This window comes from Paraburkholderia sp. BGA-UO-ETr-F21, from assembly GCF_059567925.1.
Window position 1 is genome coordinate 1 of record NZ_JCAQOY010000016.1, and the last position, 24,916, is coordinate 24,916.

Sequence of the window (24,916 nt, forward strand, 5' to 3'; positions counted from 1 at the left end):
CGTGCGTTTCGTTGAAAGATCCAGACCAAGACCGAGCTGTGTCATCGGGGAACCCCTGAAACTTGCCTTCTCCCAGGATAGTCGACCCAGACGTCAACGCCAGGACTTTTGCAGACCTTCCTTAGATGTTTGAAGTTGCCGACATTCGTCTGGTAGACCAACCCTGTAGGATGCTAAGAGCGATCACGAATCTGGTTACGCATGATACAAAGATTGTTTGGCGGAACGTTCACTAGCACACGTTGCTGGCCATACCCGGGTGGCACACCGGAATGATACGCGCTTCAGAGCACTTTTCACTGACCTTTGATAGCAATGATTTTGATATTCGTTCTCTGAGGAGTTGTCTTTTCCACGATACCCGATACCCATACCTCACCATTGCCCAGCATTATTCCTTCAGAATCGACGGAGAGGTTCTGATACTGTCGGCTCTCAATCGCATGCTTGACCTTGTTGGTAAAAATAACCTTATATTTTTTTAGAAACTGCGCGGGGCCCCTCACAGAACTTCGTTTTTTATGTTCGAAATATCGGAGGGGATACCGGGCTACATTGCTGAGGTACACCTTGTCGTTCGACTCAACCGCGTTTTTTAAGGAATCCAAAAATAATTGGACGTCGTCCGGCCGGAGTCTGGCGACCTCCTTAACTCTGAAGTCAACATAGGATGTTTTGTCTTGAACTGAGACCTGACTGCGATCACATGTCGTGGAGTTCGTCTTTAGCTGGTCGAGGTTGCAGCCAGGCTCGGCTGAAGCCAAACCTGAATTGATCAAAAGAAGAGCGGCAAGAGCTGTTTTTTTCATCGTCAATGAACCCAGTTGCAAGCTTCCAAATGACTCACTCATCGTGTACCAAAGGCCCATCCACTTCCCGCCTTTTCTGAAAGCGTCAATAGCGCTAGCGTGCCTAAGCACCGCAACGTCAATGCCGATGATAGCGCCAAGCGTGTCCCGTGACGTTCAGCTTACGAATACAAACCTTGCTGAGATTTCGCCGGTTCGTTGGAAGCGTAAAAGGGGAGGTAGGTCAGCTCTTTCATCAAGATCTTTTGTCGCCCCTGCAGCAGGCCCAAGCTGATACTACAGCTCTATGCTGGCGGCAGAGCATGCACGGTCGAACCATCCAGCCGCGCAGGCAATTTAGGGTTTGTTATTGAGCATTGTGCTCGTCGAGAATTTCATGAAGACGCTTATTCTGCAATTTCCGTTGATCGTATACGCATTCTGCGTACGCAGAGTCCCACATATTGTAGTGACCCAGCGTCGGTGACGGTAGCCAACCTGTGCCGGTCTCTTTTTCAAGGCTACAAAACCGCTTGGCATCGTCCTCTGCCTTCATGTAGGCATCAAGTAAGTCCCGATTTTTATTTCCTCGCGGGATCGTTTTTCTGATCTCTTCGTAGGTTGCTTTCGTATCTGCCGCGACCTCCTTCGTGAGTGCTTCGAAGCACGCTATGTCGTAGCTGGTACCGCCAAGTTGTTTAAGGCACCACTCATCCACTTTCGCAAAGGTTGCCGTGCTCGCCAACAACAGCAGCGCTAGTCCGCCCCACTTCCTAGCGCTTTGCATGATGGACTCCCGCTTGAAACATCTTTGTCTCCGTGTATCCCCAATGAGCGAACGTATTCTTGGGCCTTGGCCCGTCATCTATAACTCAGGTGTCCGCCGAGCTCGGCAATCTGGTCGTCGACCTGCCCTAGGCATTCGTAGGCTGCTGCACACACCATCGTCGGATTGACCGGACGCTTTCATCGAAAGCACTCCCCGTTACGGGCCATGTGTCGCCAATTGTTCAGCTTTCGGTGGGGATCACTCTTTAAGGTAACGCCCGCCGCATGACAGGCGGTCGCACTAGACCCGCCCGCCAGTGGGACCTGCTGGCTTCCCTCACCTGAGTGATACCCGTGGGAACGGGCACCTTTCGGCGCGAGCTCGGTGGGTCGACCACAGGAAGTATTTTCCTAAAATCCTTTCGCTTATCGCTCTAAATTCAATCAGCATCGATTCAGTCCAATATTGCCGTGAGACGTTCTCGCCCGTGGATAAAGTGCATCTAATTAGTTATATTCACCCCGGTGTCATCGAAAGGCCAAGCCATGGCATGCGCTTGCCATGGACAAGCAATGTCGACATGAGTGCTGGCGCATCCAGTCAGTCACACCTTATGTTCTTAGGCCGCAGCAAACTCGGGAGAAAGATCATGAGCCAGCCGATCGCGACTGGAGCAACGAACAGCGATCCAAATTCGGTCGTTACAGGTACAAGTGAGCGACTCGCAAAGCCGTGGCACGCGTCCGATCGCGTGTTGCCTTTCTTAGCCGAGTGGGAGAGCGGAAGCCGCAATGGCGTGGTCCGGATCTTCTACAGCAATCACACTCACCACGATTATCATGTCACCAATGGCATGATCCTGACAGTCTACAACGACGACCAAGGCAACCCTACTGTAGGGTGCGGGCACCTCGTTGTGCCAGCCGACCATCTCCATGCAGGCGACACGATCACGCTTGAACGCGGACAACAGCTACTCCGTGCGGATCTCGTACGCACAGAAAAGGCCATCAATTCCAAGATTCACGTGCCGCTTTTTCAGTACGAATACGACGCATTGGTGAGCGTCATTTTTAACGCGGGCGGTGGCAGCGCGGCTGACGATATGGCGGATATCGTCAATGCCGGTAATTATTCGACAATCCCGGAATCCATTCGCCATTTTTATGTACGAAATCCGCGCCTGCTTCCGCGACGTTCAAGCGAGGCTAACATGTTTGCCTCCGGAGTCTACGATGCGAGTCACTAAGATAGTCCCAGCACTAGCCGCACTTGCGCTCATTTCCGGGAGTGCCTATGGAAGTGATGACGAGGAGTGCCTTAAACACCTGAGCGGTAGCGGCAGCATGGACTCAAATTGCTTCATGGTAGCGGCCGCCGATATGGAAACAGCTAACAAAGCACTTTATGCGGCGATCGCCCAATCGATCCCCAAGGGAAATCCCAACGCCGCTCTCCTTTCGGACTACATGCGCGAACAGGACAGGATGAAGAGATTCTGCACCATCAACAAATTCGCCGGATCAAAGTGGAAGCCAGACATTACCGCTCCACAGGTACGCAACATCAACGATATTGCGTATTTTGAGTGCATCTACGATCTGCGGAAAGACCAGAATCAGCATCTGCAGAGCATTCTTGATCTGGTGAAGTCGACTACGAACTGATCAATCTATGTACCGCCAGCCCGTCGGGCGGGCATCCTTGTAAAGTCTCAATTCGGCTCAACGCCGGCTTGCCGGAATGCACCGGGAGGCCGGCGCCGCTGCCCGTGCTGGCGATCACGGCAGCCTCTATGAAGATAGAGCGTCCCGTCTAGCTATGACATAGCGGGCTTCGAGGCACTCACAAACGAGAATTGTAGTTGTTATCCCTCGCTCGATTCTGTGGGGAGGTGCCCGAGATGAATGGCGATTTTTTGCGGCGATTCCGTTTCGTATCGTTCCGTCATTCCTAGCTCGTCGGTTATCCCGTGCCGAGTCTCTCCGCTTGGTAGTTTCGCGGTGTAGTAAATCTCAGTCATTGGTGTGCCATTCTTGTCTTTGAGCTGGAATTGCTGGTCATAGCAAATGTATTGCCCCAGTCCTTCGATCTGGTCGTCAACCTGCGGCAGCCAATCGTAGCCCACCGCAGATACCATGGTCGGATTGACTTCGCACTTGCAGCGGACGCGGTCTCCCTCGAGGGCAATCTCCTGCCCATTATTCCGCTTTCGGTATGGACCACCGGCCTTGAAGATGACACCGGTGGTCTGACAGGCACTGCATGAAACCTTCCCGCCGATGAGCGCGGCGGGTCTACCGTCAACTCCGGTGATGTAGGCCCCATCGTGAGGCAGAGCAGCGCCCCCGGTGCTCGGTGGGTCGCCGACAAGAATGATTTTTCGTAGCATCTTCGTGAAGCCCCTTTCTGACCGATTCGCGTGGTCCGACTGTCTTCGATTAGCGACTACATCCATCGCCAGCCCATCCTGCCGAATCGTCGCGCAACGCGTACGCCCTTACGAGAACTCGAAAAGCTGCAAGTGCAAGTGAAGAGCCAATTGCGCGTCAACAGCACTCTGCGCCGTTAGCCCGCCAAGTTCTTCGGCGGCTGATCAAGAGCCCACTGATTGGCGTTTTCGACGCCGTCCTTTGCGCCAGACCATCCCTCCGTTTTACGTTGCGGTGCGTCGGGATATTCTTTGCGCTGTTGCGCCAGAACGGTCTCTGCCCAACCGACCGGAGTACCTCTTCTCGGCTCAGCAAACGCATCGTTGGAATCGATCTGACTGATCTCCTCGATCGATTCTGGCCAGATAGGCGGCCGGGACGTTGCGATGGCAAGCATCCGTAATGGTGTAAAGATCAGCACCAGCGGCATGGTGACAAGTCGCCACAAGAGCGAACCTGTCAGCCCGAAACCATAGAGTGAATACAGGAACGACTCCCGCGGCGTTTCGCGTTCCGTATGGAACAACATCGGCTTGGGCAACGCTTGCGGTCCTTCATTCATGAAGGTGCACCAGTAGTTCCATTGTGCGAGCAGAATCTCGATCTCTGGCTTTCCGGTCCACTCGCGTCCAATAGAGAACACGCGGGCGACTTTGCCTTTGGCGTCGAGCGCGTAGTGACGGATGTGATAGACAGTGCCGAACTGGGTTACTTCCTTGTGCAAGCAAAATAATTCTTCTTCGTCCCAAGGAATCTCCCAAACGTGATCGCCTTGGTTCTTCGCACCAAAGTAACGTCGCCCACGTACGGCGAACAGCTTGCGTGCTTTTCTATGGAAGCGGATGGGCATGCGAGTCAGCGAAAACATAACGCCGCGCCCGAAGCGGATTAAAAGGAATCCGAAGCCGCCAATGAAGACCGCTGGAATTACGTATAGGAATAGCGGCGCATGAGGATTGCTCATGAACAACGCGAGAAAAAACAGTCCACACCCAATCGCTATCGATGCGATAAGCGCAGCGCCCATCATCCATTGTTTTTCCATGAATGACTGGTCAGTCACGTCCATGTATGCGGAATTAAAGCGAAAAATTGTTCCGCTATCCCACATGTCAGGTCCAACAACACGATTGATTGGGAGGCGGTGCGCCATGTCCCATTCCGGCACGGAAAGACCGATACACTTCTTCATCAAACGTTCATCCATACCTTAGCCTCCTGCCGCAGAGTTGAATGCGCTCAACTCTTCCTCAAGCGTTGGATATTTTTCCTCGCCCGTACCAAAATAAGACCGACTGATCCAGTCTTTCATTGCAGATGCTTTGTAATGCGCAATGGCAAGCGCGATTAAGATTGAAGCGGCCAGGACAATCCAGAAGCCGGGAATTGCGCCAGTGATGGCGAAAGCCGCGACATAGAAACCGAGAATCGAGCTTCCTGCGTACAGTGCGGTGAGGCCGAATTCTTCTTTCTTGAAGGACTCTACCGCGTTCATTACGTCGAAAACCGCCAAGGCGGCGCCGGTGATCGCGCCGAGGGCTCTACCGCCTAGCTTAAGCCCAGCCAATTCCCTTTCGCCCAGCGACCACTGTTTCAGAATAAACGCCGATAGAGGATGGGCGGGCCCCTTTTCCACTGTCTCCGAGACGGTTTCCATCATGGCTCCAACAATGTTGATCACTGCCGCTGCAGCCTTTGTGTCTGTTTCCACACGATTGAACCTGTCGTTGCCAGCAACGTCCTCGACTGCGGCCTGGAGCGTGAAGAGCTGGAAGATGAATGTAGCCACGCCAAGATGGAATGCCTCAGGAGCCGAAGAACCGAGCCATGCCTTCACTTTGTCCGCGCCCGGCAGCTTAACGGCCTTGATAGATCCAGCTTCGATCTTGCCCGCCTTTTCGAGCGCGTCGACATCGAGCTCGTAGATGACGACATTGACGTCGGACTTCGGACCTGCCTTGACCGCAGTCTTTGCAGCCTTCAGTGCGTCGGCGCGTGTTTGCGTCCGATCCGTCTCCAGTTTGATGCCGGCCTTTTTCGCCTCGTCGATCGCCCATGCACGCAACTCGGCTTTCGATTGTGAGCTTGCTCGGATGACCGTCCCGGAATGAAGCGACAACCGGATCATGATTGGCACGAAGGCAACGCTGCGCGCGCCTTTGGTCAAGGCCTTGACGATCACGCTTCCGGTTGTCAGGACAAGCTTGTCGAGAAGCCGAGCTGCTTCACCGGGCTTTACACGCGCGAGCGCTTGCTTGTAGAGGTTAAGGAAATTTTCGTATTGGATATCAGACTTGTGGATCTGCGCCTGGGCGGCATCGATCAACTGCTTCTGATTGAAAAGGAGTGCGCGCGCATACAGATTGCGACTGTTCGTAAACTGTCCGGTCTCGAGCCAGTCGTTCAGGACCTTGCCGCACGCGTCTGTGGCTGCCGCGCTGCCGATGCTTTGAGAGCACGATTCGCTGTACGCGTACCCACTGCGAATATCTGCGTCGTCATGAACGCCGCTCATCCAATCTGACAGAAGTTTGCAGTTGAGCCATCCGGCATGCGCCTTGACCAGCTCGTCCCATTGGGGCTTGAACTTGTCGAGCGCGTCTTTGTATTCCTTCGGGAAATTATCCAGATGCTTGCGATCGATCGCGGACTTGCGTGCACTCCCCTCTCCGGTGTGGCTCGCCTCGTCCCACGCTTCCTCCTCCGCGGCTTTCTGATGTCCGGCCTCGTCGGCGCCGTACTTCTTGTCCTGGGCTGCCTGCTCTGCGGTGTAATTCGAGATCCCGCCCGCCTTGATCGACCCGGTGACGAACTTCCACGCGCCGATGATATCAACGGCACCACCTCCCGTAGAGTATGACATGGGGTTCTGATTCGCCTGGTTGACCATTTCCGACGTGCGGTATTCGAATCCGGCTTCCTCACGCGCCTGCGCGCGAATTCCCCGCTCGGCGCGCTCGAGCAACTGCTTGGTAATTGATCCGCGATAAACGTCTTCGTTAAATCCGCTGTCGATGCTGGGAACGACGAGTTCGCCAAGGTCGTTGGTCAAGCCGACTGGGTCGTGCACTGCCACGATAAATCCCTTTTTCATCGGAGACCGCGCCATGGCGGCTGCAATGCGGGGGGCCTCCGTATGTTGATGGTTCTCCATCTTGGGATCGGTATTGCTGAACTTGAAGGCCGTCTTCATCGCCTTTTCGTCCATCGCAAAGTGGGCGATCTTTGAATTGTTCGCCTGAAATTCACCCGTATCGGAGGCGCCTCCTGAAAGCATGGAAGGCACGTTGATGCATTGCATATGAAGCATCCGCCATCCTGCGTCATCGGCCTGACCAACGAGTCGTTTGGTCCAGAGTACGTTGGACCATCCGATCCAGACATTGGTGGCTGGATCGGAGTCGCTGTGTTCAACGTCGATGCAATAGCCGAGCGCGAGTTGCTGTCTGTCCAGGCAGTTCGTCGGAACGACTGCTGGATTGGGCGGCATCATTCCCGGGATGAAACTCCACATCATGCCGCTCGGCAGGACCATGTATGCTTTCAGGCGTTTGTGCTTTTCCTCATAGACGTAAAGGTAGCCAGCCCGCATGGCCCGTAGGGTGTATTTTGCGGTCCCGACTGAAGCTGGTGCTTTGGTGGAATCGATCTTGAAGTTGCCTCCCAGGGCCGGCGCCTTCGCGGCACCGTGAGGACAGGCCACGGCATATCGTACCGGGTAAAGTAGTAGCGATTTGCGGTCACACAGGTTGCAGGATACAGGCATGGTCGGTCCTTCAGGCGATGACGGCGTATTGATCTTTTAGTGATTCGAAATCGGCGGACGTAAGTAGGGCAAGGGCTCCCGGCCAGCTGAGTTCCCCTCGCCGGATTGCCGGCCACGCCTGCTCGAGCTTCTTGTGTTCGGTGAAAGCGCGGCCATAGCGCATGTCATGGACCGCGTAGTCAACAAGTGCTTCAGGGTCCGAAAGCCCGGCCTTCTGTTTCGCATCATCGAAACTCTTGCACAGCGCTGCCATGAGCCTCGATAGATCTCTGAAATCGTATTTTTGGTCACTGAGTCGGGCGAGCGCGCGGGCCGCGAGGTCGCTGTACTCAATCCGTTCCCATTGCGAAGGTGTTGGCCAAGCCGGCGTAATTCCTTCAAGGGGGGGCGCCTCGTGCCCGTCACATCTAATCGTCCACCACCGTCCAACGGCCGGTAGGGTCCACGTGTCCACTGGACCGAGCAATGCGGACAACTTGGCCAGCTCAAGCACGCTGGTCGCAAGCGAAATCACACGCGGATCGTAGTATCGCCATAGCACTGGGCTTCCGTTGGCGCCAGGACCGACGAGGTAACGGGCCACGTGTTCAGCGAGTCGATCTACAGGCCAGGAACTTTGTAGCCATGCACAGATTACTGGCGGGCGATCGCCGTCAAGCTCGTCACGCATGACCTCCGCGATTTCAGTCTGCTGCTCGGGGCTCAGCGCACTCACATTGACGAGGCGCGGCATCAATTCGATGCGATGCGAAAGGGCTGCTGGCGCGCAAGGCACGCTGGGCAATGTCTCAAGTCCTGCGGCGTAACCTATCGTCGCTGTTTCGATGAGAACATAGCCTTGGCTGAAAGGCGCCTGCGGTGCTGGCACCGCACGCAATAGGGCATCCATAATTATTTTTCTCCCCTCACCCTAAGCAAGCGGCACAGACGCGCTCCCCGCTTCGGCCGCGCTATGGGTCATGGTCTGGCACAGGTCGGCGCCAGGGAACTGGGCTGGAATACTTTGAGGCCCCTGCGTCCCGTGGTTTGCAGCGTGAATTGTATTGCCGCCAGGCGTGAAGCCGTTTATGCCTTCAGCGCTGACGACAAACTGGCTATTGCCAGCGGTCAGGCGGATCCCCTGCTTCGCAGTGATATTGACCCAGTCAGTGGTGCTGATGATGCCAACAACTTTCTTCGCGAGTACTTCAAGTTCGTCGTTCTGTGCCTGGATCTGTACCTTCCCGCTTGCGGCAATTAGCGTCATGCCCATGCGGTGAACGAAAATTGACAGTTTCTCGGACGCCGATGCAAAAATCGATTTACCCGCACCAAGCGAGATATTCGAGCCTGCCGTCACGGCCGTGTGCTCACCACTCGCGACGTGTGTCGACCCCGTACTCGACACGGCCGTGCCGGCCGCACTGGCCACAAGCAGTTGCGGCTCGTTCAGTTCAGGAAATGACCCATTACCGCCGCTGGAGGAGCCTTTTAGCCCATCATTCTGGGATTGAAGCGCGTCGGCCACATTCGACTGGTCGCCGCTTTCCTGCGCGCTATGCTGCTGAGCGAGCTTTCCGAGTTGCGCCTGCAGCGTCTGGGACTTACCCAGTCTTGTAGTCGCCTCATTGATATCTGAAATATGGGACTTGGCGAGTGGCCGGGCGTCCGTGCTGATCAGCATGCCCTTGCCTGACCGAATCGCGCCAACGCTGTCGGTGCGCAGTTCGAAGCCTTCTCCGCGACCGTCCTGTCGCCCCGTGTTGTCTTCGACGCGCGTAATGTGTCCGAGCGAAAGCTGACTCGCCTCGTGGTCACTTCGCAACTGGGTCTGGATCTGGTCCTTCGTGTCGTCAAACAGCAGATGGTTACTCCGCCCACTGGCCATGTTGCCGTTGGCGCCGGAGAGTTCCCGGCTCCGGAACCCCATAAGGGCGCTCTGGTCGGGCAATTGCCACGACGGCAGATTGGATTCGTTGTGAACGCGACCAGTGATGATGGGCCTGTCGGGACTGCCCTCCAGCCATTGCACGATCACTTCTGAACCCACGCGTGGTAGCGCAACAAATCCCTGGTCGCCGCCCGCCCACGCGGTCGCCACGCGAACCCATGCAGAACTGCTTTCGTCGCCCTTGGCAAGCTGATCCCAGTGAAACTGCACGCGGCAACGGCCGTATTTGTCGGTGTAAACGCTCTGTCCCGACGGTCCCACAACAGTTGCAGTCTGGGGCGCGTTGATGCGTGTATCGACACTGTTGTATCCACGCCCGGGACGCCACGGAATTTTCTTGCGGATCGCGATGACGTCGTTGCGATAGTCGGACGGCGCATCGACACCCTGAAGATAGTTGTTACTGGCGATGTGGTCGACCCCGACGACAAGGAACTGGTTGTCATCTTGAGAGCCAGCGGCATGCCCGAAGTGATCGGTCAACTCGAACCAGCGCCCGGGCATCACATACCGGTTGTTGCCTTCGCCCTCAAAGCGCTTGGCGACGGCCTCGATCTCTTCCATACGACGCTTCGATAGTCCATCACCGTCCTGACTGCCTCCGAAGCCATAGGCGCCGACGTATTCATATTGTTCGAGATTCGGTACGCCACCTTGCTGGTTTATGGTGGGCACCCCGGCGGTCGCCGGCCGCGGGCTCTTGAAATCGAAGCGCGCGACCGTGTATTGCCCCGGCATGACCGAGCGCACCGGGCTCCAGAGCGCCAAACCGTCTTCAACCTTGGAGCCCGAATCCCGCTGGAATGGCACGGATGCGGAATTGCCATCGATCTGCTTTGCGTTAATTGACGCATCGGAGACGATGAGCTTGTGCGATTTTGCCGTGTGCTCGTACCAGTAATAGAAACCAGCCGCCTCCCACCTGCGGTGCAGGTAGTTGTGATCGCTCTCGCCGTATTGGACCGCCATTGTCATAACGGGATCCGCGCCGGCCACCTTCCAGTCCCAGTCGGGAAGCACGCCGTAGTCCTGGAGCAGCGTGTTCGTCTGCGTATGCAGATCCTGGTCCTGGAACAGGCGGTTGTTCGTGCGGAGGGTCAGGAAGCGCAGCCATGGGCCGATCGTGGCTTCATAAAAGGCAACGGAACCGTCGGTTTTGACGTGTCGGAACGCAAAAATATAGCCGTTAAAATAGCGCGACGTTCCGTCCGCTCTCGCAAGTTCTACGGTAATCATCTTCCCCTGGAAATCTTTAAGGGAGAGTGACGCATTATCTGAAAGGATTTCGACCTTGAATTCGAAATCGCGCGACAGACTTTCTGTGCCTGCCAATCGATTTGCGAGCAATGTCGGGTACGGCGCGTCGCCATGCGGAAAAAATAAGCGCAGCAGTCTGCTTTGCTGGCGGTCCGCAAAGACTTTTTGAAAGTCTTGAGCAAGATTGGTCACCACGATTCCCTCTTATTGCTGCCCCGATCAGTGATCGGAATTTTACAGAATCTCCAGACGAAAAGTGTCAAATGTAATAGATGCATTTCTCGCGCCACTTGATCGGAAATTATTCCCCACAAATAATGCAAAACGCAAAATGGGTAACTATTGCCTGACTTCGCCAAGAATAAAGGGGGTAGGCCTTGCCGACGCATTGGAATATCAAGCGGTTTAGCCATGCGACACGGAATGGTCAGCTGTTGGGTCGCCTGGTCGGATGGTAACTAAATCGCATGATGCGTTAGAACCGAGTCAATAAAACAGACTTGCGCCTAGCACTGTTTGACTGACCATAAGAAAAGCAGCGCGACGTGACCGTTTATGAGAGAAGGGTAACAGTCTTCACAAATCGCTCAATGACGCCTTTGAAACGCGGTTGGGCATGACCCAGATTGTGAATTCAAGGATCTAGCGATCGCTACTCAACGGTTCCAGGAAGACTTCGACGTCGAAATCGAGATTCCCTCTTTAATCAGGGCAGGCGAATCCAGTAAACCTTCTTGCGCAGATCCCAGCAAAACGATCCACCACCATCTATGCCATGATTCACGTGGAAGCCAATGACTATGCCACACGCGACCAGGCAGCTACTCAGTGCCTAGCGACATACCCGCGGGACTGTTTTGGGTACCCGAGCTAACCGTGAGTCGAGAAAGGCGAAGACAAGAGGACTGCAATGTCTTTTGCCCTTCTAATCCATCAAACCATCGAAGTTCTGCTCGAAATTTCAATTCCAAATGGAGACGTTAACTGGTGTAAATCGTCTTGTTGCGTTGCCGCCCAAGGTGTTCGCAATCGCGTCTGTCTCCTTTGCAGGCTGGGTTCCGCGCCGGGAATGCTATTCAACAGCTCGTCCAGTCGAGCGTCCAATACCTGACGGTTGACCTGTCCATTTAACCCGATCGCATCAGTCAAAGACTCGACCAACGGCGCTGGGGCCGAAAATGACGCCTTGACGTCATGCATCTGGCCTTTCGCGCCTCGTCGCGGTGGATCGAATACCTGAGTCTCACGGGTTGTCACAAGCTTTTCGCCCTCTCTGAAAAAACCGCCGATCCTCGCCTCTCGCGTCATTTCGCCTTCAATACGTAGAAGTTCATCGTCTCCAGGCAACGTCCTTCCGGTGAAGACTGCTGATGCAAGTCTACGCAATCCTACGACGACGAAGGGGCCGACATTGGACGGGTGTTCGAGATACGCAGTGACGCCATCACGAGAGCCTTTGAACGAGCCGCAAAGCGCGCTCGCAACGCGTACGTCGAGGAGGAGTGCAAGACGGCCAAGCAACGGCCAGATGGTAAGTTCCTGACTGACATCCGCTTTCATGACTTGCGGCACGAGGCCACCTCACGCCTAGCTTCGATCTTCCCGATGCACGAACTGACGAAAATTACTGGACACAAGGACCCACGCATGCTCATGCGCTACTACCATCCCCGGGCGGAGGACCTAGCGAAACGTCTTGAATAAGTCGACAGGATAGTTGGCGCTCAAACACGTAGCCGTGATGCCCAAGCGAATCAGGATGACTTCGGCTAGCGAATGCGTGGGTTTAGTTGGTACAGTCCCTCTTGTCTTGCCCGAAGAGGAGCTGACCGTTCGGGAAGTGCTCGTAACGCGCCGATGCTCCTCCTCGAGGTTGGCCGAACCTGCCTCCCTAGCGATATTGCCCCGAACCTAAATAAGAAAAGGGTTACAGGCTGTTCGCCCGTAACCCTTCGAATTCCTCAATCGGGTGATTCGAGCCAACCGCGGCCGAATCGCACCCATCAAAACATGTGGCGTGGACCTAACGTTCAGTGCTGTCTGACGATAAGCGCGAAAATCCAATCATTTCCGTGCATTCAAGTCCAGCTAACCTGCATCTAGTCCAATGATTTCCGTTTCCCTGCACCGACAACAAACATAGTTAAACATCAATATTCCCCGCCCTCAACGCATTCGACTCAATGAACGCCCTACGCGGCTCCACATCATCCCCCATGAGCGTAGTGAAAATACCATCAGCCGCAATAGCATCCTCAATCTGCACCCGAAGAAGACGACGCACAGTCGGATCCATCGTAGTCTCCCAAAGCTGCCCAGGATTCATCTCACCCAGGCCTTTGTATCGTTGCTTCGAAATATTCCGCTCAGCATCAGCCAACAACCACTTCATAGCGGACTTAAAGTCAGTAACCGCCATACTCCGCTCACCACGCTTAATGACAGCGCCAGTCCCAATCAACCCCTTAAACGTATTAGCGGTATTGATCAGCTGTTGATAGTCCGCCGTGAGCTGAAAATCCTGATCCAACACAGAAATCTTCTGATTCCCATGATGCGTCCGCGCGACCCGCAGCGAGCGCAATTCACGCACAGGGTCATACATCGTCGTAACCTTAACTTCAGGCTTCAACGGATCATCCCTTAGCTTCGCCTCAAGAGCCTTAGCCGACGCATCAGCCGCTTCCTCGCTGGACAGATCGATCGCAATCCCATCCATCACAGCCTCAAGAGCCCCAGCGTCATACAACCGGCTCAACCGATTAACAACAGCCTGCGCCAGCAAATAAGCCCGAGCCAACTCCCCCAACGCATCACCAGTAATCGGCGTAGCCCCTTCCGAAGCCAACAACTCCGACCCCTGCAGCGCCAGCTTCAGAATGTGAGCATTAACCTCAGCCTCATCCTTCAAATACCGTTCGTCCTTACCCGCCTTGATCTTGAACAACGGCGGCTGCGCGATATAGATATACCCACGCTCGATCATCTCCGGCATTTGCCGATAGAAGAACGTCAACAGCAGCGTCCGAATGTGCGCACCGTCAACGTCAGCATCGGTCATGATGATGATGCGGTGATAACGCAGCTTATCGAGGTTGTAGTCTTCCTTACCAATCCCGCAACCCAGCGCGGTGATCAGCGTAACAATCTGCTCCGAAGAAAGCAGCTTGTCATACCTTGCCTTCTCCACATTCAGCACCTTGCCGCGCAGCGGCAAAATAGCCTGAAACTTCCGATCCCGACCCTGCTTCGCCGACCCGCCTGCCGAGTCACCCTCGACGATATAAATCTCAGACTTCGCCGGATCCTTCTCCTGACAATCCGCCAGTTTCCCAGGCAGACCAACACCATCGAGCACACCCTTCCGCCGCGTCATCTCACGCGCCTTCCGAGCCGCATCCCGCGCGCGCGCGGCATCCACAATCTTGCTGCAGATAATCTTCGCGTCATTCGGCGTCTCGAGCAGAAACTCTTCGAGCGCCTTCGCGACCACATCCTCCACCGGCGCGCGCACTTCCGACGACACCAGCTTGTCCTTCGTCTGCGCGCTGAACTTCGGCTCCGGCACCTTAACCGACAACACGCACGACAACCCTTCACGCATATCGTCGCCCGAAGTCTCAACCTTCGCCTTCTTCGCGACTTCGTGATCGTTGATGTACTTGTTCAACACGCGCGTCATCGCCGCACGCAATCCGGTCAAGTGCGTCCCGCCATCACGCTGCGGAATGTTGTTCGTGAAGCACAGCACGTTTTCGTTGTAGCTGTCGTTCCACTGCATCGCCACTTCCACGCCCACGCCGTCTTTCTCGCCGCTGATGTGGAAAATGTTCGGGTGCAGCACGGACTTGTTCTTGTTGATGTACTCGACAAAGCCCTTCACGCCGCCCACGAACGCGAAATCTTCTTCCTTGCCGGTGCGCTGGTCGGTCAGCTTGATTCGCACGCCGTTATTCAGGAACGACAGTTCGCGAATCCGCTTGGCCAGAATGTCGTAGTGATATTCGATGTTGCCGAAAATCGTCTCGTCGGCGAGGAAGTGCACTTCGGTGCCGCGGTTCTCGGTCTCGCCGGTAACCTGAATCGGCGATACGGCCACGCCGTCGATCTCTTCGATAATGCGGTTCTGTGGCACGCCACGGTGGAATTCCATGAAGTGCTTCTTGCCGTCGCGGCGAATGGTCAAACGCAGCCACGCCGACAGCGCGTTCACGCACGACACGCCCACGCCGTGCAGGCCGCCGGACACCTTGTAGCTGTTCTGGTCGAATTTGCCGCCGGCGTGCAACTCGGTCATCACGATTTCAGCGGCGCTGCGCTTCGGATCGTGCTTGTCGTCCATCTTCAGACCGGTCGGCACGCCGCGGCCGTTGTCGGTGATGGAAATGGAATTATCCGCGTGAATGATCACCTGGATGTCGTTGCAATGCCCCGCCAACGCTTCGTCGATGGAGTTGTCCAGCACTTCGAATACGAGGTGATGCAGACCGGTCCCGTCCGATGTATCCCCGATGTACATCCCGGGCCGCTTGCGCACCGCCTCCAGACCTTCGAGGATCTGAATCGAGGATGCGCCGTAGCTGTTGTCGGGTTGCGAATTGTTCGTTTCAGTCATGGATTTTTTCCGGTTCTGCGTTGCTGCAAGGTTGCTGCTCGGGACTTTTCAAATCACCATAAAAACGCCAAAGGGGCGCTGCGCCCCTTGGTGTGTTCTTTGGTGTTGGACGCGTTAGATGCGCATCGGCATGACGACGTATTTGAATTCGTCGTTCTCGGGAATCGTGATCAACGCGCTGGAGCTGGCGTCGCCCAGGCTCACTTGCAACGTGTCAACCTTCAGGTTCGCGAGCACGTCGAGCAGATACGTGACGTTGAACCCGATATCGACGCTGTCGCCGTCGTATGCGATTTCCAGTTCTTCCTGCGCCTCTTCCTGATCGGCGTTGGTCGACATGATCTTCAACTGGCCCGGCTCGATGATGCAGCGCACGCCCTTGAATTTGTCCGAGGTCAGAATCGCGGCGCGTTGCAGCGAGCGCTGCAGTTCTTCACGGCCGATCACGAACTGATTCTTGTGCGACTTCGGAATCACGCGCTGGAAGTCGGGGAATTTGCCTTCCACCAGCTTCGACACCAGTTCGACCTGGCCGAACGTGAACTTGACCTGCGTTTGCGCGATGTCGATCTTCAGCGTGTCGTCGATGTCTTCCAGCAAACGCTGGAGTTCCAGGATCGTCTTGCGCGGAATGATCACTTCCTGACGCTGGAACGAGCCTTCGATCTTCATGGACGAGAACGCCAGACGGTGGCCGTCCGTTGCGACCGCCATCAGCTGGTCGCCGTCCACCACCAGCAGCATGCCGTTCAGGTAGTAGCGGATGTCCTGCTGGGCCATCGAAAAATGGACCATGCCGAGCAACTGGCGGAACGTCTTCTGCGGAACCACGAGGTTCGCGCCGTAGTCTTTAGCTTGCGCGACCGTCGGGAATTCGTCCGCGGCGAGCGTTTGCAGCGCAAAGCGGCTCTTGCCGGATTGCACGGTCAAACGCTTGTCGTTCAGCGTGAGCGTGACCTGCCCGTCGGGCATGGCACGCAGAATGTCGAGGAGCTTTCTCGCTGCCACCGTGGTCGCCACCGAATCGCCGCCCACGCCGAAATCGGCACGCGTGGTGATCTGCAACTCGAGGTCGGTCGACAGGAACGACACGTCCGGGCCGTTCTTGGTAATCAGCAAATTGGCGAGGATCGGCAACGTATGGCGGCGTTCGACGATGCCGCTCACAGTTTGCAGCGGCCTGAGGAGGTTATCGCGTTCGGTCTTGACCAGTTGCATAGAGTTCCTTCGTTGATATAACGGCCTGCGCGCCTTGCCAGGACAGCGTTCCCGCGCGCAGCCGTGGCTCCCCGCCGGCGCCACGCAGCGCCTGTCACGGCGTGAAATCCGCCCGCGGCCGCCGGGCGGTTAAACCTGTATTGTGCCTGAAAACGGAACCGCCTCACTAAAATGGGGGCGACTTCAGAAATAAACAGGTCGTTTTTTCCAGACAGTCCGCTCAGCCCTTCAGCGTCTGCTCCAGCACGTGCAGTTCGTGGTTCAGTTGCGCGTCCTTGCTGCGCTCATCGGCAATTTTGCGCACCGCGTGCAGCACCGTGGTGTGGTCGCGTCCGCCGAACAGCTCGCCGATTTCCGGCAAGCTCTTCTGGGTCAGCTCTTTCGCCAGATACATGGCAATCTGCCGCGGCCGCGCGATGTTCGCGGGACGCTTCTTCGAATACATGTCCGCGACCTTGATGCTGTAGAAGTCAGCCGTGGTCTTCTGGATGTTTTCCACCGAAATCTGCCGGTTCTGCACCGTCAGCAGGTCTTTTAGCGCTTCTTTCGTTACTTCGATCGTGATTTCGCGGCCGTGGAACTTCGAGTACGCGAGGATCTTGCGCAACGCGCCTTCGAGTTCACGCACGTTCGAGCGCAAGTGTTTCGCGACGAAGAACGCGACGTCCTCATTCAGGCTCACGAACTCGGATTGCGCCTTGCGCATCAGAATCGCGACGCGCATTTCCAGCTCGGGCGGCTCGATCGCCACGGTCAGGCCGGAGTCGAAGCGCGAGATCAGGCGGTCGTCGATACCCGAAATTTCCTTCGGATACGTGTCGCTGGTGATGATCACCTGCGCCTTGTTGGCGACCAGCGCCTCGAACGCGTAGAAGAATTCCTCTTGCGTGCGCGACTTGCCTGAGAAAAATTGAATATCGTCGATCAGCAGCAGGTCGAGCGAGTGGTAGTAGCGCTTGAAATCGTCGAACGCCTTGCGCTGGTACGCTTTCACCACGTCGGACACGTATTGTTCCGCGTGGATGTAGCGGATCCGCGCGCCGGCTTTGTCCATCAAGAGCTGGTTGCCGATTGCGTGGATCAAGTGAGTCTTGCCCAGACCCACGCCGCCATACAGAAACAGCGGGTTATACGAGATGCCGGGATTGTCCGCGACCTGAATCGCCGCGGCGCGCGCCAACTGGTTGGCCTTACCGGTCACGAAGTTGTCGAAGGTCAGCACCGGGTTCAGCTTGGAGCGCTCGTACATCGAGTCGGTCTCGCCGTTGCCGTTCGAGCCGGCGCTTTGACCCGGACGCCACGTGCGGCGGGCGGCCGCGGCTTCGTTCGCGTCGAGGCTGGGCAGATCGAGGTCGGCGGAATCTTCTGCCGCCGCGGCGCGCGCGTTCGCGTTCTGTTCAGCTGCCGCGCGGGCATTCGCGTTGAGATTGGCCATCGCGTTGTTCGCGCCGTTCGCCCCACCGGTGCGCGCGGCCTGCGCCGCTTGCACGGCGCCGACGGCTGCGTCCACCGCAGCGCCATTACCGGCGCTACCGCCCATCGAACTAGGCGCGGAAGCCGGACGCACCGGCGCCGGTGCCGGCGCGGCTGCCACAGGGGCGCGCATGCCGGCTTTCGGGTCGAGCACGAATTGGACGTCGACGGGAGCCTGCCAGAAATCGCGGGCCATATCGGCGATGCGGCCGGAGAACTGGCTCTTGACCCAGTCGAGCTTGAAACGGTTCGGCGCGGCGATGCTAAGCGTGTTCGCAGCGGCGTCGAAGGCGACCGGGGCCAACGGTTTGATCCACGTCACGTACTGCTGGGGCGTAAGCTCACGCTCCAGCAATGCGGAACAGTGTTGCCAGAAATCGTTCATCGAGTTGCTGTCGTTATGGTGTGCACGGCGGTTGCCGCTGCCCCCGTCGCGCGCACGCAACAAGGCCCTGAGCAGCCAGACTAACCAGGCGCAATGGCTCCAGGCGCTTGTGCCACAAGGGTTTGCGGGGCAAGCGAGCCGGAGCGGCGTGCAGGATTTTTGGGAAGTAAGGCGAGATTCTAACGCCAAATCGGACCCACAAGGGAGTTATCCACAGGGACGGATCACCTGGCGAACTGCTCGCGGGGAACGGCCGAACCAGGCTAAACTATTGACGGTCAACGAAAAACCGGTTTAAATAGCGGGTTCCGCGAAAACCAATTCAGTAAACCTCCGGCCATTGCGCTTTCAGCGATGATCGCGCGGTTATTTTTCGATCAAGTGAGAGCAACATGAAACGTACTTACCAACCTTCCGTTACCCGTCGCAAGCGCACCCACGGCTTCCGCGTTCGCATGAAGACCGCAGGTGGCCGCAAGGTCATCAACGCACGTCGCGCGAAGGGCCGCAAGCGCCTCGCCATCTAAGGCAGGCGTTGCACGCGACGCTTATGCCGGGTAGTGAAGCCCGCGGTGAAGCGGGAACGGCTGAGGCGCAGCAACTGGGCTCGGTTCCGTTGCGAGCGCAAGCCGCCTTCCCCAAAGCCGCAAGGCTGCTGAAAACGGATGAATTTTCATCCGTTTTTCGTTTGCGCCCGTGGCGCCGCACTGCGCACTTCGTGGTGTACGGCCGGCCCACCGGCAACGAAGCTCGCTTAGGCCTCGTGATCGGCAAGAAGTATGCGCCGCGCGCGGCCACGCGTAATCTGGTACGTCGAATCGCGCGTGAAGCCTTCCGGCTGCGTCGCGCCGAATTCGGCGGTTGGGATGTGCTGCTGCGTTTGCACACGCGCTTCGACAAGAAGGCTTTGCCGAGCGCTTCGTCGCCGCCGTTGAGGGCGCTGTGCCGCAGCGAAATCGAGGCGCTGCTCGACAAGGCAGCGCGCGAAGTGACCCGTCGCGAGGCGCCGCCCGCGGAAGCGCCCAAGACGGAATGACGCTCAAGTGACCGCCCGCTTTGCAGTTCAGGCCGCTCCGGCGGCCGTGCTGCGCGGGCGTCGCCCGGTACTCCACGTTGCGCGGCGCCGTCCGGCCGCACCAGCCATGCAAACGGTACTTTTCGCTTTACTGCGTTTCTACAAGGTTGCCGTGAGCCCAATGCTCGGCAACCGGTGCCGTTTTTACCCTTCCTGCTCTGATTACGCGCGCGAAGCAATCCAGTATCATGGCGCCGCGCGCGGGACTTATCTCGCCGCCAGGCGTATTTGCCGCTGCCACCCGTTTTCCGCGGGCGGCATCGATCTCGTCCCGCCTCCCACTTCTGAAAAGCGCTGACGCGCCGTTCCATCGACACTGAGACAACGCATGGATATCAAACGCACCGTCCTATGGGTCATCTTTTTCATGTCAGCGGTCATGCTGTTCGACAACTGGCAACGCGACCACGGACGCCCGTCGATGTTCTTCCCGAGCGCCACGCCGACCAAGACCGTCGGTAGTGCCGCACCGGGAACCACGACGCCGGGAACCCAGCCCGCCGATCTGCCGGCCACGAACGCAGCCGCTCCGGGCAACGCGCCGGCGGCCACGCAATCGCAACTGATCAAGTTCAACACCGACGTCTATAGCGGCGAAATCGACACTCGCGGCGGCACGCTGTCGAAGTTGTCGCTGGTCAAGCAAGGCGACGGCAAGCAACCGGATCTCGTCATCACGCTGTTCGACCGCACCGCGAACCATACATATCTGGCGCGCACGGGCCTGCTCGGCGGCGATTTCCCGAATCACAACGACATTTACACGCCGTTGCCGAACCAGCCGCACGACCTGACGGGCGACGCCAAGTCGTTCCAGCTCAGCTTCGAGTCGCCGGTGAAGGGCGGCGTGAAGGTCATCAAGACCTACACGTTCACGCGTGGCAGCTATGTGATCGGCGTCGACACGAAGATCCAGAACGTCGGCACCACGCCGGTGAGCCCGTCGGTCTATATGGAACTGGTGCGTGACGACCAGCCGGTGGAAACGCCGCGCTTCTCGCACACGTTCATCGGGCCGGCTGTCTACACCGACCAGCATCACTTCCAGAAGATGACGTTCGGCGACATCGACAAGAACAAGCAGGATTACGCGACTTCGGCCGACAACGGCTGGATCGCGATGGTTCAGCATTACTTCGCGTCGGCCTGGATTCCGCAGCAAGGTGCGAAACGCGACATCTACGTCGAGAAGATCGATCCGGCGCTGTACCGCGTCGGCGTGAAGGAACCGGTCGCGACCATCGCCCCGGGCCAAACCGTCGACGTCTCCGCGCGCCTGTTCGCCGGTCCGGAAGAAGAGCGCATGCTCGAGGGCATCGCGCCGGGTCTGGAACTGGTGAAGGACTACGGCTGGGTGACGATCATCGCGAAGCCGCTGTTCTGGCTGCTCGAGAAGATCCACAGCTATGTCGGCAACTGGGGATGGTCGATCGTGCTGCTCACGCTGCTGATCAAGGCTGTGTTCTTCCCGCTGTCGGCCGCGAGCTACAAGTCGATGGCGCGCATGAAGGCGATCACGCCGCGCATGCAAGCACTGCGTGAACGCTTCAAGGGCGATCCGCAGAAGATGAATGCCGCGCTGATGGAGCTGTACAAGACCGAGAAGGTCAATCCGTTCGGCGGCTGTCTGCCGGTCGTCATTCAGATTCCGGTGTTCATCTCGCTGTACTGGGTGCTGCTGTCGTCGGTGGAAATGCGCGGCGCGCCGTGGATTCTCTGGATTCACGATCTGTCGCAACAGGATCCGTTCTTCATTCTGCCGGTGCTGATGGCCGTCTCGATGTTCCTGCAAACCAAGCTGAACCCGACGCCGCCGGACCCGGTTCAAGCCAAGATGATGATGTTCATGCCGATCGCGTTCTCGGTCATGTTCTTCTTCTTCCCGGCCGGTCTGGTGCTGTACTACGTCGTGAACAACGTGCTCTCGATCGCGCAGCAGTACTACATCACGCGAATGATGGGCCAGGCGAAAACCAAAGCCGCCTGATTTCGCGGCTGAGGCGGGCGGCAACGCCCGCCAGCGCAGGCTGATGCAAGCCGCGTCTGGCTGACAACGAAGCAGCGAAAGAAAATGCCGCCCGGTGCAAACCGGGCGGCATTTTTTATGGTCACGTTAAACGCGCTTAAACGACGACGCGGTCGTTACTCTCCTTCCGCATCCTCGCCGTAAAAGCGCACGATCATCTCTTCGACCAGAAAGCGGTCTTTCGGCGTCAGCGACTGAATCTTCGAAGCAAGTTCGATCGTCTCCGGCGTCGGCGGATATTTTTCACCGCGCGCCAACGGCCTCGCATTTGTGCCCGGTGGCGGTCCGTAGTGAAGCCAATGCTCCTTGACGTTCAGCCATTCGGCCAACGTGCGCAACTTGTCCGGCTTCGGGATCGTCGTACCGGATAACCACTTGTGAGCGGTCTGCGGCGTAACCTCACGTTCACCCCGGTAGCGGAGATTGAATTGCTCGGCGAGTTTGGTCCCGCCGCGAATTTTCAGCGGCTCTAGCAGGTCCTTCAACCGTTTGGCGAAGGCGGCTTTTTCTTTGTTGGTCGGCATGGGCCGGATTGTGCAATTCAACGTTCAACCAGTTGACAACCAGCCAGGCTTCGTTATAGCTTATTTGAGATACATTTAGCTTGCAGGCGCCGCCGAACAACGCATCTGCCGAAGTTGTCATTTTTTGTTGTTTTTCGTTGTGCGGTCGGCCGCTCGTGGCCTTTAGGTCCGGCGGCGTCCTATTTTTCCGCAAGAAACGCGGTAGCAATCCTAGCCTGATTGAGATAAATCCGACTTGCTTGTGGCGTTAACCGGCCGGCAGTCCGTCAGGCGGCGCAGTCGTCCGGATCGTCCGGGTGTTAGGTCGACACGATCTGGTACTACCGAGGCCGGTCGGTACGAAGCCGTTGAGCGCCGAATGCATCAGCGATCAAAGGAAAGACCCGCAGGCCCCACCCTCACTAACTTTCCTCGCCATTCTGGCTAGTAAGGCGGACAGTCACCTCCTGGAATCCGGCACGGTCTTCGAGGTTTATCGTCAAAACCAGCGCACCCTTTTGCGGCTCCCATTCGATCGTCTCGGCCGAAAGCGGATAGTTCTCGCCGGGCGCGAGCGGCTTGGCCTTCGTACCCTTCGACAGTCCGTAGGCCAGCCAATGCTTATCCACGTCCAGCAATTTGGCTAGCGTGCGCAGGTTGGCTGGACGCGGCATCGTCTTTCCGTCGAGCCATTTGTAGATGGCCTGATCCGTCACATCTGCGCCGGTGTGGATGAGATTGAATTTTCTGCAGAGCTCGGCCCCGTTGGAAATATTGCGCCGCTTCATCGAGCGGCTGAGTCGTTCGGCAAACGCGGCTTTCAATGGTTTGGTCGTCATGGATCGGATTGTGCAAGCGCCCGAGCCATGGGTTCTCAACCAATCAGGCTAGCAATTATCGAAATTAATATATTTTTTAGCTTTTGCCAGCGCCAGCCGTGAGGCTGGCGCGATTTTAAAAATTGTGCGTCTTTGCCCTTTTTTACAGTCTGATGGGCGCATAGCCATCTCGTTCAATCTTAGTGATTCTCAAAAAATCACAGCGCAATTTAGCTTTTGTGAGATAAATCCGAAATCAGCTCCGAGTCGTCAAAGCGACGGCTCCGCCGCGCCGTCGGTCAGCCTTCACACACCGCCGCGTTACAATGCCTCGCGCCGCGTTGACCGCCGGCACCCCGCCCTCCTCTCTGTTTTTCTGCCACGCTTCTATGCTCACCACCGATTCCGATCCGATCGTCGCCATTGCCACCGCGCCCGGCCGGGGAGGTATCGGCGTGGTGCGGATCTCGTTCGGACGAGCGGGTGAGGCGGCGGCCCAGCCGCTCATGCAAGCGCTCACCGGTCAGACGCTCGCGGCCCGCCACGCCAGCTACGTCCCGTTCCTCGACGCGAGCGGCAACGCGCTCGACCGTGGTATCGCGCTGTACTTCCCGGCGCCGCATTCCTACACCGGCGAGCATGTGCTCGAACTGCAGGGACACGGCGGTCCGGTGGTACTGCAACTCGTGCTGCAACGTTGCATCGACGCCGGCCGTGCGTTCGGTCTGCGTCTCGCCGAACCGGGTGAATTCACGCGCCGCGCGTTCCTCAACGACAAGCTGGATCTGGCGCAAGCCGAAGCGGTCGCCGACCTGATCGAGGCCAGCACCGAGGCCGCCGCGCGCTCAGCGGGCCGCTCGCTCGACGGCGCGTTTTCGCGCGACATTCACGCGCTGGTGGAAGACGTGATCACGCTGCGCATGCTCGTCGAAGCGACGCTCGACTTCCCCGAGGAAGAGATCGACTTCCTCGAAGCCGCCGACGCCCGCGGCAAGCTCGCGCGGATTCGCGAGCGCCTCGCCCACGTGCTGAGCGAGGCGCGGCAAGGCGCGTTGTTGCGCGAAGGCCTCTCAGTGGTGCTGGCCGGGCAGCCGAACGTCGGCAAATCGTCGCTGCTGAATGCGCTGGCGGGCGCGGAGCTGGCCATCGTCACGCCGATCGCCGGCACGACGCGGGACAAGGTCGCGCAGACCATTCAGATCGAAGGCATTCCGCTGCACGTGATCGATACGGCCGGCCTGCGCGATACCGAGGACGAAGTCGAAAAAATCGGCATTGCGCGCACCTGGAGTGAGATCGAGCGTGCGGATGTCGTGCTGCATCTGCTCGATGCACGCACCGGCATGACAGCCGAAGACGAGGTGATCGCCGGACGCTTTCCGGTCGGCGTGCCGGTGGTGCGCGTATTGAACAAGACCGACCTGACGGGCCTCGCGCCAGCAGCGCAAACGCTCGACGCCGAACTCGAACTGAGCGAAGTGCGGCTCTCGGCCAAACAAGGCGACGGCGTGGCGCTGTTGCGCGACGAGTTGCTGCGAATCGCCGGCTGGCAAGCGGGCGCGGAAAGCGTGTACCTGGCGCGCGAGCGGCATCTGATTGCACTGCGCGCCGCCGAAGAGCATCTCGCGACCGCCGCCGCGCATGCGGATCAAAACTCGCAGGCGCTTGATCTGTTCGCTGAAGAACTACGCCTCGCCCAAGACCAGTTGAATTCGATCACTGGCGAATTCAGTTCGGATGATCTGCTCGGAGTGATTTTTAGTAGATTCTGTATCGGCAAGTAACGCGGATTGCCTCTTTGCCAAGAAAGCCGACCTGAAGGACTTCCCGCAGCACCGAGAGCGTGCCATCGCGGATGCAA

General features: G+C 57.5%; 19 protein-coding genes and 1 pseudogene. 8 read left to right on the top strand and 12 right to left on the bottom strand.

Annotated features, from left to right (window positions below; translation table 11 throughout):
- Positions 1–296 precede the first annotated feature (296 nt).
- Together AC57B1_RS11010 and AC57B1_RS11015 are read right to left on the bottom strand one after the other, a co-directional pair.
- Positions 297–869, bottom strand: a complete 573-nt coding sequence (locus tag AC57B1_RS11010) for a hypothetical protein (protein WP_496417513.1) — start codon at positions 867–869, stop codon at positions 297–299.
- Positions 870–1,155: 286 nt separating this feature from the next.
- Positions 1,156–1,575 carry a hypothetical protein gene (locus tag AC57B1_RS11015; RefSeq protein WP_496417514.1) on the bottom strand — a complete coding sequence of 140 codons (420 nt, stop codon included), beginning with the start codon at positions 1,573–1,575 and terminating at the stop codon, positions 1,156–1,158.
- A 631-nt stretch (positions 1,576–2,206) separates the two neighbouring features.
- Here AC57B1_RS11015 and AC57B1_RS11020 point away from each other — a divergent pair.
- Together AC57B1_RS11020 and AC57B1_RS11025 are read left to right on the top strand one after the other, a co-directional pair.
- Entirely contained in the window at positions 2,207–2,806 is a 600-nt protein-coding gene (locus tag AC57B1_RS11020; RefSeq protein WP_496417515.1) for a lysozyme, read from the top strand.
- Positions 2,793–3,224: a hypothetical protein gene (locus AC57B1_RS11025; RefSeq protein WP_496417516.1), complete on the top strand. Its 432-nt coding sequence runs from the start codon at positions 2,793–2,795 to the stop codon at positions 3,222–3,224. Before AC57B1_RS11020 ends, AC57B1_RS11025 begins: the two co-directional genes overlap by 14 nt.
- 200 nt (positions 3,225–3,424) lie before the next feature.
- Here the strand turns inward: AC57B1_RS11025 and AC57B1_RS11030 are convergent, their stop codons facing one another.
- From AC57B1_RS11030 to AC57B1_RS11050, 5 genes are all read right to left on the bottom strand, one after another.
- On the bottom strand, positions 3,425–3,949 hold the full coding sequence (locus AC57B1_RS11030; protein WP_496417517.1) for a PAAR domain-containing protein: 525 nt from the start codon (positions 3,947–3,949) through the stop codon (positions 3,425–3,427).
- A 176-nt stretch (positions 3,950–4,125) separates the two neighbouring features.
- Positions 4,126–5,196: a DUF6708 domain-containing protein gene (locus tag AC57B1_RS11035; RefSeq protein ID WP_496417518.1), complete on the bottom strand. Its 1,071-nt coding sequence runs from the start codon at positions 5,194–5,196 to the stop codon at positions 4,126–4,128.
- A gap of 3 nt (positions 5,197–5,199) precedes the next feature.
- A complete protein-coding gene (locus AC57B1_RS11040; protein WP_496417519.1) occupies positions 5,200–7,755 on the bottom strand; it encodes a T6SS effector BTH_I2691 family protein in 2,556 nt (851 codons plus the stop codon).
- Positions 7,756–7,765: 10 nt separating this feature from the next.
- On the bottom strand, positions 7,766–8,644 hold the full coding sequence (locus AC57B1_RS11045; RefSeq protein WP_496417520.1) for a DUF4123 domain-containing protein: 879 nt from the start codon (positions 8,642–8,644) through the stop codon (positions 7,766–7,768).
- A 21-nt stretch (positions 8,645–8,665) separates the two neighbouring features.
- Entirely contained in the window at positions 8,666–11,137 is a 2,472-nt protein-coding gene (locus tag AC57B1_RS11050) for a type VI secretion system Vgr family protein (protein ID WP_496417521.1), read from the bottom strand.
- Positions 11,138–12,355: 1,218 nt separating this feature from the next.
- On the opposite strand from AC57B1_RS11050, the pseudogene AC57B1_RS11055 reads away from it, so the two are divergent.
- Positions 12,356–12,646, top strand: a pseudogene (locus AC57B1_RS11055) (tyrosine-type recombinase/integrase); the annotation flags it as partial.
- A gap of 439 nt (positions 12,647–13,085) precedes the next feature.
- Here AC57B1_RS11055 and gyrB read toward each other — a convergent pair.
- From gyrB to dnaA, 3 genes are all read right to left on the bottom strand, one after another.
- Positions 13,086–15,557 carry a DNA topoisomerase (ATP-hydrolyzing) subunit B gene (gyrB, locus tag AC57B1_RS11060; RefSeq protein WP_091797614.1) on the bottom strand — a complete coding sequence of 824 codons (2,472 nt, stop codon included), beginning with the start codon at positions 15,555–15,557 and terminating at the stop codon, positions 13,086–13,088.
- Between the two features lie 114 nt (positions 15,558–15,671).
- Positions 15,672–16,775 carry a DNA polymerase III subunit beta gene (gene dnaN / locus AC57B1_RS11065; protein WP_007180118.1) on the bottom strand — a complete coding sequence of 368 codons (1,104 nt, stop codon included), beginning with the start codon at positions 16,773–16,775 and terminating at the stop codon, positions 15,672–15,674.
- Positions 16,776–16,995: 220 nt separating this feature from the next.
- Positions 16,996–18,633, bottom strand: coding sequence for a chromosomal replication initiator protein DnaA (gene dnaA / locus AC57B1_RS11070; RefSeq protein WP_408343918.1), 1,638 nt, complete (start codon positions 18,631–18,633; stop codon positions 16,996–16,998).
- A 392-nt stretch (positions 18,634–19,025) separates the two neighbouring features.
- Here dnaA and rpmH point away from each other — a divergent pair, with 392 nt between their 5' ends.
- The 4 genes from rpmH (at position 19,026) to yidC (ending at position 21,695) form a co-directional block, all read left to right on the top strand.
- Positions 19,026–19,160 (top strand): 50S ribosomal protein L34, encoded by a 135-nt coding sequence (rpmH, locus tag AC57B1_RS11075; protein ID WP_004198824.1) that lies wholly within the window; start codon positions 19,026–19,028, stop codon positions 19,158–19,160.
- 23 nt (positions 19,161–19,183) lie between these two features.
- Positions 19,184–19,669, top strand: coding sequence for a ribonuclease P protein component (locus tag AC57B1_RS11080; protein WP_496417522.1), 486 nt, complete (start codon positions 19,184–19,186; stop codon positions 19,667–19,669).
- A 106-nt stretch (positions 19,670–19,775) separates the two neighbouring features.
- On the top strand, positions 19,776–20,006 hold the full coding sequence (yidD, locus tag AC57B1_RS11085; protein ID WP_081936011.1) for a membrane protein insertion efficiency factor YidD: 231 nt from the start codon (positions 19,776–19,778) through the stop codon (positions 20,004–20,006).
- A 30-nt stretch (positions 20,007–20,036) separates the two neighbouring features.
- Positions 20,037–21,695 (top strand): membrane protein insertase YidC, encoded by a 1,659-nt coding sequence (gene yidC / locus AC57B1_RS11090; protein WP_091797626.1) that lies wholly within the window; start codon positions 20,037–20,039, stop codon positions 21,693–21,695.
- A gap of 155 nt (positions 21,696–21,850) precedes the next feature.
- On the opposite strand, the gene AC57B1_RS11095 is transcribed toward yidC, so the two are convergent.
- Together AC57B1_RS11095 and AC57B1_RS11100 are read right to left on the bottom strand one after the other, a co-directional pair.
- On the bottom strand, positions 21,851–22,258 hold the full coding sequence (locus AC57B1_RS11095; RefSeq protein ID WP_091797629.1) for a transcriptional regulator: 408 nt from the start codon (positions 22,256–22,258) through the stop codon (positions 21,851–21,853).
- A gap of 401 nt (positions 22,259–22,659) precedes the next feature.
- Entirely contained in the window at positions 22,660–23,076 is a 417-nt protein-coding gene (locus AC57B1_RS11100) for a helix-turn-helix domain-containing protein (protein WP_091797632.1), read from the bottom strand.
- Between the two features lie 368 nt (positions 23,077–23,444).
- Between AC57B1_RS11100 and mnmE the strand changes: the two genes are divergently transcribed.
- Positions 23,445–24,839, top strand: a complete 1,395-nt coding sequence (gene mnmE / locus AC57B1_RS11105; protein ID WP_091797635.1) for a tRNA uridine-5-carboxymethylaminomethyl(34) synthesis GTPase MnmE — start codon at positions 23,445–23,447, stop codon at positions 24,837–24,839.
- Positions 24,840–24,916: the final 77 nt, after the last annotated feature.